The 14384-nt window shown below is 58.4% G+C and carries 14 protein-coding genes and 1 pseudogene; 8 read left to right on the forward strand and 7 right to left on the reverse strand.

Annotation, left to right across the window (positions count from 1 at the left end; genetic code table 11):
• Window positions 1-207: 207 nt before the first annotated feature.
• Both N8A98_RS01985 and N8A98_RS01990 read right to left on the reverse strand, forming a co-directional pair.
• Entirely contained in the window at window positions 208-987 is a 780-nt protein-coding gene (locus tag N8A98_RS01985) for an SDR family oxidoreductase (protein ID WP_113123113.1), read from the reverse strand.
• The gene (locus tag N8A98_RS01990; protein ID WP_113123126.1) at window positions 987-1310 is read right to left on the reverse strand and encodes a nuclear transport factor 2 family protein; all 324 of its coding nucleotides are present in this window, start codon (window positions 1308-1310) and stop codon (window positions 987-989) included. The genes N8A98_RS01985 and N8A98_RS01990 overlap by 1 nt, the downstream gene beginning before the upstream one ends.
• A gap of 99 nt (window positions 1311-1409) precedes the next feature.
• Here N8A98_RS01990 and N8A98_RS01995 point away from each other — a divergent pair, with 99 nt between their 5' ends.
• Together N8A98_RS01995 and N8A98_RS02000 are read left to right on the forward strand one after the other, a co-directional pair.
• Complete coding sequence (locus tag N8A98_RS01995) at window positions 1410-2333, forward strand: LysR family transcriptional regulator (RefSeq protein ID WP_262165364.1); 924 nt, start codon at window positions 1410-1412, stop codon at window positions 2331-2333.
• Window positions 2334-2707: 374 nt separating this feature from the next.
• Window positions 2708-3352 (forward strand): outer membrane protein, encoded by a 645-nt coding sequence (locus tag N8A98_RS02000; protein ID WP_262165365.1) that lies wholly within the window; start codon window positions 2708-2710, stop codon window positions 3350-3352.
• 678 nt (window positions 3353-4030) lie between these two features.
• On the opposite strand, the gene N8A98_RS02005 is transcribed toward N8A98_RS02000, so the two are convergent.
• The 3 genes from N8A98_RS02005 to N8A98_RS02015 form a co-directional block, all read right to left on the reverse strand.
• Window positions 4031-4309 carry a hypothetical protein gene (locus N8A98_RS02005; RefSeq protein WP_262165367.1) on the reverse strand — a complete coding sequence of 93 codons (279 nt, stop codon included), beginning with the start codon at window positions 4307-4309 and terminating at the stop codon, window positions 4031-4033.
• Window positions 4310-4655: 346 nt separating this feature from the next.
• Window positions 4656-4895, reverse strand: coding sequence for a hypothetical protein (locus N8A98_RS02010; protein WP_262165368.1), 240 nt, complete (start codon window positions 4893-4895; stop codon window positions 4656-4658).
• 429 nt (window positions 4896-5324) lie between these two features.
• The gene (locus N8A98_RS02015) at window positions 5325-7358 is read right to left on the reverse strand and encodes a methyl-accepting chemotaxis protein (protein ID WP_262165370.1); all 2034 of its coding nucleotides are present in this window, start codon (window positions 7356-7358) and stop codon (window positions 5325-5327) included.
• 447 nt (window positions 7359-7805) lie between these two features.
• On the opposite strand from N8A98_RS02015, the gene N8A98_RS02020 reads away from it, so the two are divergent.
• From N8A98_RS02020 to N8A98_RS02030, 3 genes are all read left to right on the forward strand, one after another.
• Window positions 7806-8567: a hypothetical protein gene (locus N8A98_RS02020; protein ID WP_262165372.1), complete on the forward strand. Its 762-nt coding sequence runs from the start codon at window positions 7806-7808 to the stop codon at window positions 8565-8567.
• A gap of 306 nt (window positions 8568-8873) precedes the next feature.
• Complete coding sequence (locus tag N8A98_RS02025) at window positions 8874-9176, forward strand: PadR family transcriptional regulator (RefSeq protein ID WP_262165373.1); 303 nt, start codon at window positions 8874-8876, stop codon at window positions 9174-9176.
• A gap of 31 nt (window positions 9177-9207) precedes the next feature.
• Entirely contained in the window at window positions 9208-9714 is a 507-nt protein-coding gene (locus N8A98_RS02030; protein ID WP_262165375.1) for an arsenate reductase ArsC, read from the forward strand.
• A gap of 198 nt (window positions 9715-9912) precedes the next feature.
• Here N8A98_RS02030 and N8A98_RS02035 read toward each other — a convergent pair whose 3' ends face one another.
• Entirely contained in the window at window positions 9913-10725 is an 813-nt protein-coding gene (locus tag N8A98_RS02035) for a hypothetical protein (protein ID WP_262165377.1), read from the reverse strand.
• A gap of 470 nt (window positions 10726-11195) precedes the next feature.
• Here N8A98_RS02035 and N8A98_RS02040 point away from each other — a divergent pair, with 470 nt between their 5' ends.
• Together N8A98_RS02040 and N8A98_RS02045 are read left to right on the forward strand one after the other, a co-directional pair.
• Window positions 11196-11645: a GNAT family N-acetyltransferase gene (locus N8A98_RS02040; protein WP_262165378.1), complete on the forward strand. Its 450-nt coding sequence runs from the start codon at window positions 11196-11198 to the stop codon at window positions 11643-11645.
• A 269-nt stretch (window positions 11646-11914) separates the two neighbouring features.
• Window positions 11915-12506 (forward strand): annotated as a pseudogene (locus N8A98_RS02045) (DUF6088 family protein).
• 408 nt (window positions 12507-12914) lie between these two features.
• Here N8A98_RS02045 and N8A98_RS02050 read toward each other — a convergent pair.
• Window positions 12915-13388: an anthrone oxygenase family protein gene (locus tag N8A98_RS02050; protein ID WP_262165380.1), complete on the reverse strand. Its 474-nt coding sequence runs from the start codon at window positions 13386-13388 to the stop codon at window positions 12915-12917.
• Window positions 13389-13473: 85 nt separating this feature from the next.
• On the opposite strand from N8A98_RS02050, the gene N8A98_RS02055 reads away from it, so the two are divergent.
• Window positions 13474-14124, forward strand: coding sequence for a TetR/AcrR family transcriptional regulator (locus tag N8A98_RS02055; RefSeq protein WP_262165382.1), 651 nt, complete (start codon window positions 13474-13476; stop codon window positions 14122-14124).
• Window positions 14125-14384 lie beyond the last annotated feature (260 nt).

The raw sequence follows: 14384 nt of genomic DNA on the forward strand, positions 1-14384 counted from the left end.
CTACTTTGCTTCGCACGGTCTAACTTGAGGATCCCACCGGTCCGGCATGCCGTGGAACGTGGCACTCTTCATTGGGCATCAGCGGCACCTAAAGCGGCCCCCCGAGCGAAGATGCTTACCTGCAGCCTTTAAAAATGGACAGCACCGAGCACCGCGAGGGAGCCGACCTCGGCCGACTCGTCTCGCAGCTGATAGTATTAGCCTTGCCTACGCAGTCGGGATCGTACCGCCATCGATCACGTGCTCCGTGCCTGTGATTGATGCTGCGCGATCTGAGGCGAGGAAAGCGATCAGACTGGCAACTTCGTCTGCCTCGACTGGCCGGCCAAGGGGAATGCCGCCCAGCGAGTCCATGATCAGCTTGACGCCCCCGGCATAGTCCGTACCCGCCTCCTTGGCGAGACGGGTAGCCAGATCATTTGACGCTTCGCCTGCGATCCAGCCTGGCGAAACGCGCACCACACGCACGCCCTTGGGCGAAACCTCCTTGGACAGGCTTTTACTATAGGTCGACAGCGCCGCTTTAGCTGCGGCATAGGCGGTCGTGGCATCTGCCAAAGGCAGGCGGTTCTGGATTGAGGTCACGTGAATAACTACACCGCTGCCCTGGGCAATCATACCTGGCAATAGCGCGCGATCCAATCGGACGGCTGGGTACAGGTTGAGATCAAACTCCTTGCGCCATTGCATGTCGTTTAGGGCGGCGAACCCGCCAGCAGGTGAAGACGAGCCTCCCAGCATGTTGATGATGATATCAACGCCGCCCAGCCGCTGGTGAACGGCTTCGACAACCGTCTGGCATCCCGCCGCGGTGGCCAGGTCGGCCGCCACAAATAGCTCTGCGGGCAAGACATCGGGCTTGGTCCGTGCCGCGGTCAGGATGCGCGCTCCGAGCTCCCGGAACAGGGCAACGGTCGCTGCGCCCGCGCCGCGCGTGCCTGATGTGACGAGCACGCGCTTTCCGTCCAGATTGAGGAAATTTTCCATCAGTGGATCTCCAGGGAGGTGATCCAGTCGCCGGCCAGCGTGAACGTATAGTCGAGCATCGCTGGACTATTGGGAAAATCTCCGCTGACCCTGCTGCGTACGACGACCCTGTCACCATCGATCGTCTGGTCAACCGGTTCAGAGACAAGATTGGCGTATTTGGCTTTGGACGCGAGCAGCCATGATAGAATTTCCGCGTGGCCCTTGTGCTTGGCGCCTTCGTCGAAAACTACGGCGTCAGGCGCGAAACTGGCAATGAGAGCATCATTGTCGGATCTGCGGTCGGCCTCGAAATAGGCGGCTATAGCTTGTGGAAGTTTCATTGCAATCATCCTTTGCGTTGGTGTGACACCAAGATGAGGATGGATCAGTGTGTCGATAAGTGGGATAAAGCGGCATGCTAAGATGAATGGATCGGGATAATGTTTCGTGCGAGCTTAACGGACCTGAACGCGGTGATCGCTGTTTCACGGCGGGGTTCATTCCGGGCTGCGGCTATTGAGCTGGGTCTGTCCAGCACCGCTTTCAGCCATACCATCGCCCGTCTCGAGGCCGAGCTTGGCGTTCGCCTGTTCAACCGGACCACCCGCAGCGTGTCGCTGACGGATGCCGGGCGCACGTTCGTTGAACGGGTCAGTCCGGCCCTTCAGGACATTGCGGGTGCGATGGCCGAGGTAGGGGCGCAGCGACAGACCCCTTCAGGCGTCTTGCGCATCAATGCGGCAGTCACAGCCGCGCGCGAAATTTTGTCGCCGCTCGTTCTCGAATTCCTGCGACGTTTTCCGGATGTGGAGGTTGACTTGGTTACGGAGGGGCGTCTGGTAGACATCGTCGCTGAAGGATTTGACCTGGGGATACGGGTGGAAAATCTGGTGCCGAACGACATGATAGCCGTCTCACTGGGCCGCCCGCAGCGCTTTGCCGTGGTAGGATCGCCGGCCTATTTCGCGCGGTACTCCATACCTCAAACGCCGGCCGACCTGCTGGGGCATCGCTGCGTTAGAGTTCGTCTGCCCAATGGCGCGCTCTATCGTTGGCAATTTGAGAAACAAGGCGAAAGCGTACAAATCGACGTCCGAGGACCGATCACCTTGGACGAAGGAACTCTGTCACGACAAACGGCGCTCGAAGGGGTTGGTCTTATCTTTATCCATGAACATGCTGTGCTTGAGGATATAGAGGCCGGCAGACTGATCCGGGTTTTGCAGGATTGGACTCCATCTCTCCCGAAGCTTGCCATCTACTATCCCGGCCGTCGCAACCTCTCCGCCGGGATGCGCGCATTTATCTCGCTGGCCAAGGAGTTGGCGACCAAGCGATCAGAGCGTGCAGATGCCCTCGCGTGACAGATCGCAACCGATGGATATGTTGTCTGGTACCACTTAGGTCCGGTCCTATACCTCAATTCACATGTTATCACCCGCAAGTGCTTACGCTAATCATTGCTGGCAGCACTCAGAAGGTATCAACCCCCTCTGAGATCGCGCAGCAGATGGGCTGCTCGCGAATACAGGCTTACCGTCTTCTCGCCGAAGGTGGTGATCGCTTCTGGGCATGTATGTGCAGATATCCCAAGCCGTTTCCATGAACGGTGAGCCTCACCAAAATCAGGCGTGGCGCAAATGCCACAATTTTAGGCGAGAATGTGGCGACTGGGTAGAAAACATGGAGTTCTCAGTAATTTAGGGATACAGGTCTCGCATTACCTGTTGGGGGAATCATGAAGAATATTGCTCTTATTGCATTTGTCGGCGCGCTTTCGACGTCGACGGCTTTCGCTGCTGACCTTGGTGTCGTGGAGCAGGCTGCTCCGGCTGCTTATACTGCCGGTGCCTTCGACTGGTCCGGCTTCTATGCTGGTGCGAACCTTGGTTATGGTTGGGCCGAGCTTGAGCAGGGCGGTTTCACATTCGACGACATTGATGGCGCTCTTGGCGGCGTTCAGGTCGGCTACAATTACGACTTCGGCGGTTTCGTCCTCAGTCTCGAAGGCGACGTTCAGATTTCCGACGTTAAGTATTCGGAAGACCTGGGTGGGGCGACCGGCGAAATCGGCATTGACTACTTCGGTACTGTCCGTGCTCGCGCCGGTTTGGCCGTTGACCGCTTTATGCCCTACGTCACCGGCGGTGTTGCCTGGGCACGTGGTTCGGTCTCCGTTTCCGGACCGGGCTTTTCGGATGAAGTCACGGACAACTTCGTTGGCTGGACTGTGGGTGGCGGCGTTGAATATGCTGTAACAGACAACATCACCGTCAAGGGCGAATATCTCTATGTCGATTTCGGCGCTGCCGACTTCGATACTGGCGTTGACATCAACCTGACCTCGCACGTCGTTCGTGCCGGCGTGAACTTCAAGTTCTAGGCCGCATTCCCAAGTTGTAGCCAAAGAGGGCCCCGGCATTCGTGCTGGGGCTTTTTGCTGCCGGCAAGCTAGCCCAGCATGGCCCAAGGCCATCTGGCGATCTCTTCGACTTCGGCCGCCGTGTATGTGCCGGCGAGCTTGCGTCACTCGAAACCTGTTGAACGGTGCCCGGTCGTCCGTACAGATCGCAGCCCATGCCTCGATCGTACGCCCGAGAAACTCGGCTCCCCTGTCGGTCAGCAGCAACAGGCGCTTGTCCATGGCCCCCAGGGGCGGGGGGCGACCGAGCGGCGGTTCGGCCAATATCGTTGACACTGTCGCCATTGGCTCATTGCCAGCACCCATAACTGCCGGAATGCACGAACTCATGATGGATCGAGGCGCGGCGGTTACACGGACATCTACCTAGATGGCGTCATGGTTGGCAAAAGCGCTCCCAGTCGTTGGCATGAACCCCAACAATGCCAGAGCGTTCGGGTATCCGGCTCCACCACTGGTAACGCTGATCCTGGCCGTCGATCCTGCATTTCCTCAAAGTCCGCAAGGGTGAAGCTCTTTGGGGTCTGAGGCGGGCGACGCGCCATAAAAAGAAACCCCGGCGGGCAGCCGGGGCAAGGTTGGGTACGTATCTGACCCAGCCCTAATGCTTGTCGCCCGCATAGGTTCCGCTGGAACGGGCTATTCCCATGGGAGTGTTGGCTGCTCCGGCAAAGTCCTGATCGAGATGGACGGAGGCATATCACGCGCCGGCGTCGCGCTGTCATCGCTCCAGTACCAGACAGTGCGCAGGTCAAACGATGAGCGAATTAGCTTCGTCACGGTGGCGGCGTCATGGCTATCGAAACCGAGCCGTGCGGCTTTGGCAGCAGCGGCAAGTCCCATTGCGGCCGCCAGCATTTCGGTCCCGCATGCGTCGAGTTCGGTCCTCTTTTGGCTGCGCTCAGAGAGCATCGTCATCGACAGGTCTCCAGGTCTCTGGGATCGCAGCAATAGAGCACTTGGCCGTGCTCCCCGTCGGCCAATCAGCTGAACTGTTCAAAGAACTAACCCCGGCACAAAGGGGCGGTAGTGTCGAGGTTAGCTCCGACTTCTGAAGGTGCAGGAGATGCCTGCTCAATAATAACTGCCACGCTTTACCGACGTTCCCGTTACCCTCATCAGGAGAATACTCACAAATCGGCGACCAAATCCGGTGGGAGAAGGAGAGCGGCCGAGGTACGGCGGCGACAGCCGCTCTCCTGCGGGCTTTGACAGCCCTACAAAGATATTACGTAAGTATATGAAGCTATCAATACATTTAATATTATTGACCGGCTACAAATTCTGTCTGTCCTACCTTCGCCGCTTCAGTTTGATGCCAAATGATTGGGCTTGGCTCGGAGGGCTTTATTGCAATGGTCGGAAGTTTCTTTGCGGCGGCGATGGCATCGTCCATCCAGCCGAACGGCCCATCCATGAAGCCGTGTTCGTCATAGACACCAAAGCTATCGTCCTCCCGTTGGCGAACCTCCCAACCATTGATCCGCACAACAGTCTTTTCCATCGGTTCCTCCATTTTGGGCCGGGTTAGCAGACTCCCTTAATTCCGATCCTTCCGGAATGTTCCAACCCTACATCATAGGAGGCCAACACGACCAAACCCAACGCGGAAAAAGACGTTTGGCGCAAAGCGCCTGGCATCATGGCGCAGCGTATCCTTGACTTCCCGTCACGTCGGAAGACGATGCGGCGCTCCCGGGCAATCTCGGTCATGAGAGCGCCGGGCTGACCGTACTGCAGGAAATCAAGCGGACCGTGGCGGGATCGCGCGGCCCCCAGTGAGGTAGGCCGGGGCGCCGCCACGCTTATCCCCGAACCCACATTGCCGCCTGGACTTGCCAATGGGGTTGGCCAGCCCCTCAGGCGCTTAATAAATCGGGAAGCGAGGGGCCGTCAGTGTTCAGACAAACCTCGCGCCTAACCGAATGGTGTTTTAGAATTCGCTCCAGTCACTCGAAATCGCCGCATTGCCTTGGCTGAGGTAGGCCGCCCTGGCGGCACGCTTCGCATTGGTCGGCTTGATGGCGCTGTGCGGCGGCGGCGCCGAATTGCGCTGGGCCACAGCACGACCTTCGCCGGTTTTGAACACCGTAACGATATCGTCCAGCGCCCCGGCCTGGGCCTCGGTTTGTTCGATCGAGGCATTCATCTCCTCAACCAATGCCGCATTGTGCTGGGTCATCTCATCCATCTGGCGGACGGCAATATTGACCTCTTCGATGGCGGATGCCTGTTCCTGGCTATCGCGCGCAATGCCATCCATCAGCTGATTGTTGGCGCGCGCCGCATCCAGCATGGCATGCAGCCGCCCTGCCGCGTCCGACACCAGGCGCGAGCCCAGTCCCACCTCGCCTGTCGACTGCTCGATCAGGACCTTGACGTCGGCCGAGGCAGACGCTGCCGATTGCGCCAGGCGCCGCACTTCCACGGCCACGACCGCAAAGCCCTTGCCGGCATCGCCGGCACGCGCCGCTTCTACCGAGGCATTGAGTGCCAACAGATTGGTCTGGAAGGCGATATCATCGATCATGCCGATGATATTGGAGATCTTGCCCGAACTGGTCTCGATCGCCGTCATGGCCTCATTGGCTTTTTCCATCACCTTGCGGCCCTCCTCGGCGGTGCGGGTCACTTCGCCGGCGTTGACGCTGGCATCCTTGGCGCGCTGCGAATTCTGCAGCACGGTCGCTGCCAGCTGTTCCATGGTTGCCGACGTTTCTTCGATCGTCGCCGCCTGCTTGGTGGTGCGTTCAGAGAGGTCATTGGCGCCGGCCAGGATTTCCCCGGTGGCGAGGCGCAGTGACCGCGACGTATCGCGCAACTGCATCACCACCTCACTGAGCTTGTCGCCCACCGCATTGGTATCGGTCTTGAGGCGAGCAAAGGCACCCTGATACTCGCCTTCCATGCGCATGGTTAGGTCCGTATTGGCGAGAGCCGTCAGCACCCGGCCGGTCTCGTCTAGTCCGCGGTCCACGGTGGCCACGAGGCTGTTGACGCTGCTTGCCAGCCCGTTGAGTTCGGGATCGGGGAATTGAGCCTCGACACGGCGGCTGAAATTGCCGGCGATCGCAGCATCCACTACTTCGCCGAAAGCTCCCTGCAGTTCGCTCATCATCTGCTGGCGCGCCCTCTGGTCGGCAATGATGCGCGCCGCTTCCGCCTCGGTCATCTGGCTGACCTTGAGTCCGTTTTCACGGAACACTTCGACGGAGCGCGCCATGTCGCCGATTTCGTCGCGACGGGTCATGCCCTGCGGCACCACATCGAAGTCATTGTCGGCGATGCGCACCATGTCACGGTTCAGCCTGGCGATCGGCTTGCTGATCGAGCGGGCGATGAAAACGCCGATGAGCAGCAGCAACAAGGTCACGCCAAAGGCGATGGCCCCGCTGATCAGCGCGGCTTCGCCGAAGATGGCATCGACCTGTGTGGTCAATACGCCCGAGGCAATCGTCCAGCCCCAGGGGGTGAAAGCCTGCGCATAGCTGACCTTGTCGAAAAAGCCGCCTTCCGGGGACTTGAACAGATATGTGACAAAAGTCGATCCATTGGCGATGGCATTGGTGACCATCTCCTTGATGTAGAGCTTGCCGGCGCCATCCGCTTCGATGGAACGGTCGCTACCCTGCTTTTCCGGCTTGGTCGGATGCATAAGCATGACCATGTCGAACGTGTCGATGAACACGTATTCCCCGCCCTGGTAGCGGAAGCCGCGCAGGGACTCCAGCGTCAGCGACTTGGCTTCTTCTTCGGTGAATTCACCGGCTTGGGCTCGGTCATAGTAATTTTGCGCAATGCTTGTCGCGCCCTGAACCACGCTCTGCAATTCGGTGCGCTTGAAGGCGTCGAGGTTCTCGCGCAGCGTGTAGAGCTGATATGCCAGCACGCTGGCAAATCCGATGGCGAAGATGATGATCAGAGCATAGAGGCGTCGGGCGATGCTGCCAGTGAAGAAGTTAGTCACTTTGTCTCCAGTGACGTTCGGGCAACAGGAATGACACTGGTCCGCCCCGCGGATGAAGCCTGGTACGTCGATATTATTTGATGTGGTGACGTAGGAATCCGTCAAACTGACACTGTCTTAGCTTGGTTAATCGCCGGTAAAACACCGTGTGACAGCCGTAGCGTTTTGAGTTCACAACTGAAGGAAAGCTAATGGCTGCAGGTTTCTACATTCCTGATCGCATATAGGAGCTCAGAGGCTCTTTGGGCTGAGGATAAAGGGCGGCGTTCAGAAGTACTGGCCTCAGCCGATCAGCACTTTTTACCCGGCACCATGCTGGCTCGGCATTTTCTGCACAGAAGATCGGCCAGAACCCAGCTCGCCGAGCCAAATTCCTCCTGTTCCAGTGTTCTGCGTTTGGCCCGCATTTTGCATGAACGAGGACGACTGATTGTCACGAGGTCCACCATGCAGATTACAGCTGCCACTTTCGCCGATCCTGCAATGCGACAATACCTGCAGACCTACTATGAAAATCAGAAAGCGGAGGCGGTGGCGTCGTGGAAGGCTCGTGAGCCCATTCCCGAAAACGCGGAATTCAAACTTCCGGACGGCTCCATTCTGGTCGGCAAGGCTGTCCAGATCAGCGCCGAACAAATGGAAAAAGCGATCGTTCCTTTCGACCAGTGGCTCGACTTCCAGATTGACCGGTTCACCAATCCCGGACTTGGGCCAAAGCGTTTGGAGATGGCGCAGCAGCAACTCGATTTTGTGCAGGCGAACGGTCCCGATAGCAGTTCAAACGTCCGCACGACATTTTCAAGTAACGGCGTCTTGTTGGCCGCTCTCTATACCGATGGCACCACCATGACGTCGAATGGTAGTGCGCAAATTCTCAGCCCCATTCTCGATAGAGCCAACGACCTGGAACTGACTGGACAGAAGCGCACCGACTATCTGACCCGCGAAATCCAGGTTGCGCTATCAAAGCGGCACCGGGATCTCAATGTCACCAGCTACCCCGACAATACCATTCCGACCAAGCGTGAATTTGGACAGCTCTGGCACCCCAATTTTGACATTGATGACCATCACGCATCCGCCATAGCCGAGGCACAGGCGAGCTACGAAGATGCCTATGCTTGGTATCAGCAGTCGCAGACAAATCTGGATCAGATGCGCGACTTTCTACTGAAGATGCAGGAAGCCCAGGACATTTTCCGCATATGATCTCAGCGTAGTGGCGTAGCCCCTGGTCCTCCTCCGCCAATCAACGCTGGCCGCGTCATTGGCTCCATACCCATGAGCGGTCGGTCCGCATTCGGCCCCATTTTTGCCGTTGCCCGGATTCTGATAAATGGCGGAAAGGGGGCCGAGAGCGGACTGTCAGCTTTCAGGCGTCGACCTGGAATTAGCAGACGTACACGGCCGGAGGTTGCGATCGCTAAACATCCGTCATCTCGACGTCATGTGACTTGGCAATATTGTAGTCGATTTTCGATATCGGCTGTCGCTTTGGTGCTGCCGAGGTGAGCCATGGAACATCAGGATTTATTAAGCGGGCTGATCCGGCTTCATGTGTTGCACCACGCCGTGGAAGACGAAGTTTACGGGCAATGGATGATCGAAGAGCTGGGGCGGCACGGCTACAGGTTGAGCGCGGGAACGCTGTACCCAATGCTGCGCTCGATGGAGAAAAAGGGCTACCTGACCTCGGAAGAGAGGCATGTAGGGCGCTCAATTCGCCGGGTTTACCGCGCAACCCCACTAGGGCGTGACGCTCTAGAAATGGCGCGGGGGAAGGTTCGAGAGCTGATCGGCGAGATGATGCAACTCTAGGCCGATCGGTCTTATCATTGGAGCAGGGAAAATGCAGAACGGCACCTACCACATCCTCTTTTTGTCTCGGCGTAATTCCGCCCGGAGCATTATGGCCGAGGCCATCTTGAACAAGATCGGCAACGGTCGTTTCAGGGCTTCCAGTGCAGCTATTGATCCCGCGGACAGCATCGATCCGACCGTGCTCCAGTTGATGCGCGACAACGATTTGCAAGTCAGCGACACCAAGCCAAAGCATTTCCGAGAGTTTGCCGCCTCTGGCGCGAGCGACATCGATTTTGTGTTCACATTGAGCGATACGGCAGCAGGCGAGGCCCTGCCGGAATGGCCCGGTTTGCCGATCACAGCGCATTGGAGTTCCAGCGATCCAATCCTGGCTGAAGGCGAGGATTGGGAAAAGAAGCGGGCTTTTGTCCGTGTCATGACCGAAATCGAGCGGCGGTTGAACATTTTTATCAACCTCCCGTTTGAATCGCTCGACCGGATGAGCTTGCAGAGCCATATGAACGAGATCGGGAATACTTCTGGCGACACCTGATGCACCGTTTGCACCGCGCTTTATCGGGCCGACATTGAAGCTGACGGAGCAGACATCGAACTGGCTAATCCAGGATACTCGCGGCTAGGAGAAGCGTCGGCACCGGCGAGGGCGTCGTCTGAAGTTCCATATTCCGAAAAAGCTGACCTCTCCCTTCAGGCGCGGCGAGCACAAGCGCTGCAAACGTGGATGGGTCCACTAAAGGTGCGTGGCCAGCTTCATTTTTTTGATCACTCGCAGCATCTGCTTCCCATCGAGTTCAGCTGGCTCTAACCGAGCGTAGAGGTCAAACGACGTGATGGTTTCTCCGCCAGTGAAGCGCCTGCCGTGGACCACGAGATGCCCGAGCCCGAACACTGTGAGAAGCGTCTCCGTCGCATCGCCATTTTGGGCCTCTAAGACCAGGTTGGTCTGGCCGAAATGATCGAGGCCAGTTGTCCAGGCCGTGGTCACGCCTCCATCCTGAGTTACGAAAGTGCCGAAGGCCAGCATCGTCGCCGTCTGGTTCGGTTGATCCAAATGACTGTTGGCGTAGTTCAGGTAGTCGTCCAGATTGGCGCGACCGACGACCAGGTCGAGATAGTGCAAAACAACCGCGCGCATCGGGGTGACCTGATGAATACCGAGCAAAGCCGTGGCAATTTCATTATGAGCAATTACCGGATCATTCTCGTCGTTCATGATCATGAACCGGAACTTCGCTTGGTGGCTCGCACGGTACAGGTCGTCGTATGCGGCCGTGGCATCGATGCAGAACGTCTTTCCCCAATCGACATGAGCTCGTGCTACGGCGGGGTAGTGAGGTGGAACGACCGGTGCCTCTACCGGCGCAGGCCTGCCAACGTAGAGGCGGGTGGCGCCACGCAGGCCGTCGAAAACGCCTTTGTCATCCAGTTTTTCACATTCATAACCTTCGCGGCTCCAGGCTTCGATCAGTGCCTCAGTCGACCAGGCGGGCAGGTCGTCAAAATAGAGGGTTGCCTCAAAATAATGAACGCCGTCGTTCGCCATTTCGATACCTCTTGCGGTTGGATTTCTTAGTCTGGGGAGGGAGTGTTTATGCATCAGCTGCTCGATTATGCAAACCTGAGCAGACAGCGCGATGGAAACTGATGTAGATCACTGCACATGATGTCCTCGGCCCATGGCTACCGCATTTGAGTCCGCTTCCACCGGTCGCGCGCCGAATTGCGGAAGGTCCGCTTTCCGCCCGAAACGGACGATAGGCCTGCAGCAATCGCATGTCCGCGTTTGGGAACGGATGGACGATGCCTGAATGGCAGGAATGGGGCGCGTTGCCGTCCGGGGGGTGTCGACCCCATTGCGGCCGTTGACCAGTCGTATTCGACGTCCTAAAAGCCGACCCACAGCAGAAGGAGATTTATGCGCAGAGGCTTGTGATCCCAACCGCAAATAGCGGTATCGCCGGCACCACAGGATGGTCGCCGAACCTCTTTGCATATCTTTTCTGCGGAGTTCTCATGAATACCGAGGACGTTTTGATTCGGCCTTTCGAGGCAGCGGACACCCATAAACTTTCGAAGATCTGGTTCGAAGCCTCGTTGCTTGCTCACCCGTTTATTGGCGAGCGCCGTTTGATGGATCAACAGGCACTAATCGAAGAGCAGTATCTGCCAAGCGCTGAAACATGGGTCGCAACTATGAACAGTCAACCGGCCGGCTTCATCAGTTTGCTCGAGACCTTCATTGGAGGACTGTTTATTTGTCCGGATCGGCAAGGGCTGGGAATTGGAAGCCGTCTAGTCTCGCACGCCCTGACTTTGAAGGGTGAACTTACGCTTGAGGTCTACACTCAGAACGTGCAAGCGATGGGCTTCTACAGATCACTCGGCTTTCAGGAGCTTTCTCGGCGCTCGGCGGACGATGAAGGTTATCCCTACGAAAATGCGCGTTTGTGTCTGATGGCATGACGATTTGCCGGGCGGTGAAGCTACCGTCCGGCAGCAATCTACTGCAGTTGCCCAAACGCAGTCGGTCTGAAATCCACCGTTATCGCCATTGCCGGTCTCTCACCGGAACGGCCGCTTTTGAGATATGTCGACACCGCGCCAATGGCTGAGACGGAGCGCTTGGGTAGCTGCGGTGAGACCTCGAGTGGCCACCGTCTCCGCTGACGGGTTCCGAGCGCATCGTCGCCTTAACTGTCAGAAAACTGCGTATGTTTCTGACAGGAGTGGCCATGCAACGCTTGACCGAACAGATTCTAACCCACGCGAAAGGGCTGCCCGAGGGCACGCCAGTTGCTGCTAAAAGCTTGCTCCACCTCGGCAATCGCGCCGCGGTGGACCAGGCTCTGTCGCGCCTGAGCGAGAGGGGCTATTTGATCCGGGCGGGCCGCGGCGTCTATTTCCTGCCAATCACGAGCCGGTTCGGCACAAGAGCTCCCTCTGTGGAAAAGGCTGTCGAGGCGCTGGCCAGCCAGCGGGGGAGACCATCGTCCCGAGTGGTGCCGCTGCGGCCAATACCTTGGGCCTTACCACCCAAGTGCCGATCCAGTCGGTCTACCTGACCTCCGGCCGCACTAGGAAGATGAACCTCGGCAAGCAGGTCGTCGAGCTTCGTCATGCGCCACGCTGGCAGCTCGCCCTGGCGCATCGACCGGCTGGCGAGGCGGTGCGCGCTCTGGCTTGGCTTGGGCCGGAGAGAGCTGAGGTTGCCCTGCGTACCCTAAACGAAAACTTCCGCCGGGCGCCTTCAGCGAGCTGGTCGCAGTAGCGCCGCAGCTTCCGACCTGGCTGGCACGCAGCGTGGGCAAGGCTGCGCATGGCTGATGCCTTTCTCCACCTCCCGGTCGAGGAATGGCGCGCTGCGCTGACATCGCCACGCGTGCGAACAACGCGGCCGCATAAAAAATTGCTCGCCTGACCAGGCCGAGGTCTGATTTCGAGAAGCTGCAAAATTGCTCTCGATGGCCGATGTGAGGCGCACTGAAGTGACAGGATGTGTGGAGGGCGGGACAGACATAGGCCGCGACCTCCTCCGATCAGGTTGTTCTGAGCGCGGCGTTGTCGAGAATTCGGACAGTAGGACTGCACCCCAGAGCGACACCTGCCGAGGCAAACATCACGAACAACAGTGCCGCTCGGGGATTGTCCTCTGTCAAAACAGCTCCCGCGACCGCCAACAGGTGAAAAGGGGACCCGCCCGGTCGGGGGTTGTTACGAGAAACCAAGGCCGGCCTAACCGTCGCGGTCGGCAAACACGGCGGCGATCAGCAGCAGTTCGGCACTGAGGGTGGCCGCGAGGCGTGCGAGATGCCAAGTCCACCAGCTATCACGCAAAGTAGTCCAATTGGCGGGGATCAACTCCGGTGTCCACCCCATGATCTGGTCATTGATAGGTTGGTTGAAAAATCGGGTGACGATACCGCCAGCGACGATCGCCAATGCGGCCGCCAGATAGAGCCCCAGCACCGCAGGCCGATTGCGACCGAACACGGCCAGCACCACCACCAGCGCCAGCGCCGCCGCCGCCATGGCCGGCAAAAGGATATTGAGACCACGAACGGCGCCCTGATGCACCTCGAGGAAGGTCGTCGGTGCATAAGCAGTAATATCGTAGCCGCGCCAAATGCCGAACATGCTGCCGGTGACGAGGCCGACAAGCAGTAGAGCAAGCACCTGGGCGGTCGTGGGCAGCGCAGCAGACATCATGAACCCCGTGGTACGGCGACCCCTTGCGGCTCACGGCAGCACGGGTAAACTGAAGATATATTCAATACAGTAGTGATGCATCGAAATGATAGAAGCTGTCAAGCCGAAGCGGAAATATGCCTCGAGGCACCGCGCCGGCCAGGCGGCGGAAACGCGCGAAGCGGTGATCGCGGCGGCGAAACAACAATTCATCGCAATGGGCTGGCAGGGAACTACTATTGCTGGCGTGGCGCGGGCGGCCGGGGTTTCGACCGAAACAATCTATGCCGTATTCGGCAACAAGCAGGCGTTGTTGCGCATGGTGCTGGAGCGGGCGGTGCGGCGTGCGGAACCGGCCATACCGCTGCTGGAGCAGGCGGGGCCGCTGGCCATCGCAGCAGCGTCAGACCAGCGAGCGCAGATCGCGCTGTTTGCCGAGGACATTACGAGCGTGCTGGGCAATGTGGCGGTGCTCATGGCCGTGGTGCGCACAGCTGCTGCCACGGATACAGAACTCGCCGCCTTGTACCGGGGTCTCCACGATGGCCGCCGCCGTAACCTCGTTTTTGTCGCCAAGGCATTGTTGGATAAGGGCCCGTTGCGTGACGGAATGGATGCTGAGACGGCAACGGCGTTGCTGTGGCGGCTGGCCAGCCCTGAGCTGTTTCTGCTGATGACCGACATTGAGGGATTACAAGCAGCTAGCTACGCGGAGTGGCTAACGGATGCGTTGGTCAATGCGCTATTACCGAGCTAACCTGATGGTCATGTGCCATTGGCAGAATGAGTGGAGCGGGTCTTTTTCCACGCAGGGAAGCATCGGCGGTGCGAAAGGCCAGGCGGTGATGGGCGCCGGTCCGGGGTCGGCGTCCTTGGAGACCGCTGCGCGAGGGTCTGGCTGCCAACTTCTATTGAAATGGATCGAAGCGGTACATGGTCCCTTTCGATTCATAATTTAAAACTGGTCACGCTTAACCCCTGTGAGCAGTATATTTTCCCGAGCCTTGGAATTGTTAC

The sequence above is a fragment of the Devosia neptuniae genome (genome assembly GCF_025452235.1).
Taxonomy (GTDB): Bacteria; Pseudomonadota; Alphaproteobacteria; order Rhizobiales; family Devosiaceae; genus Devosia.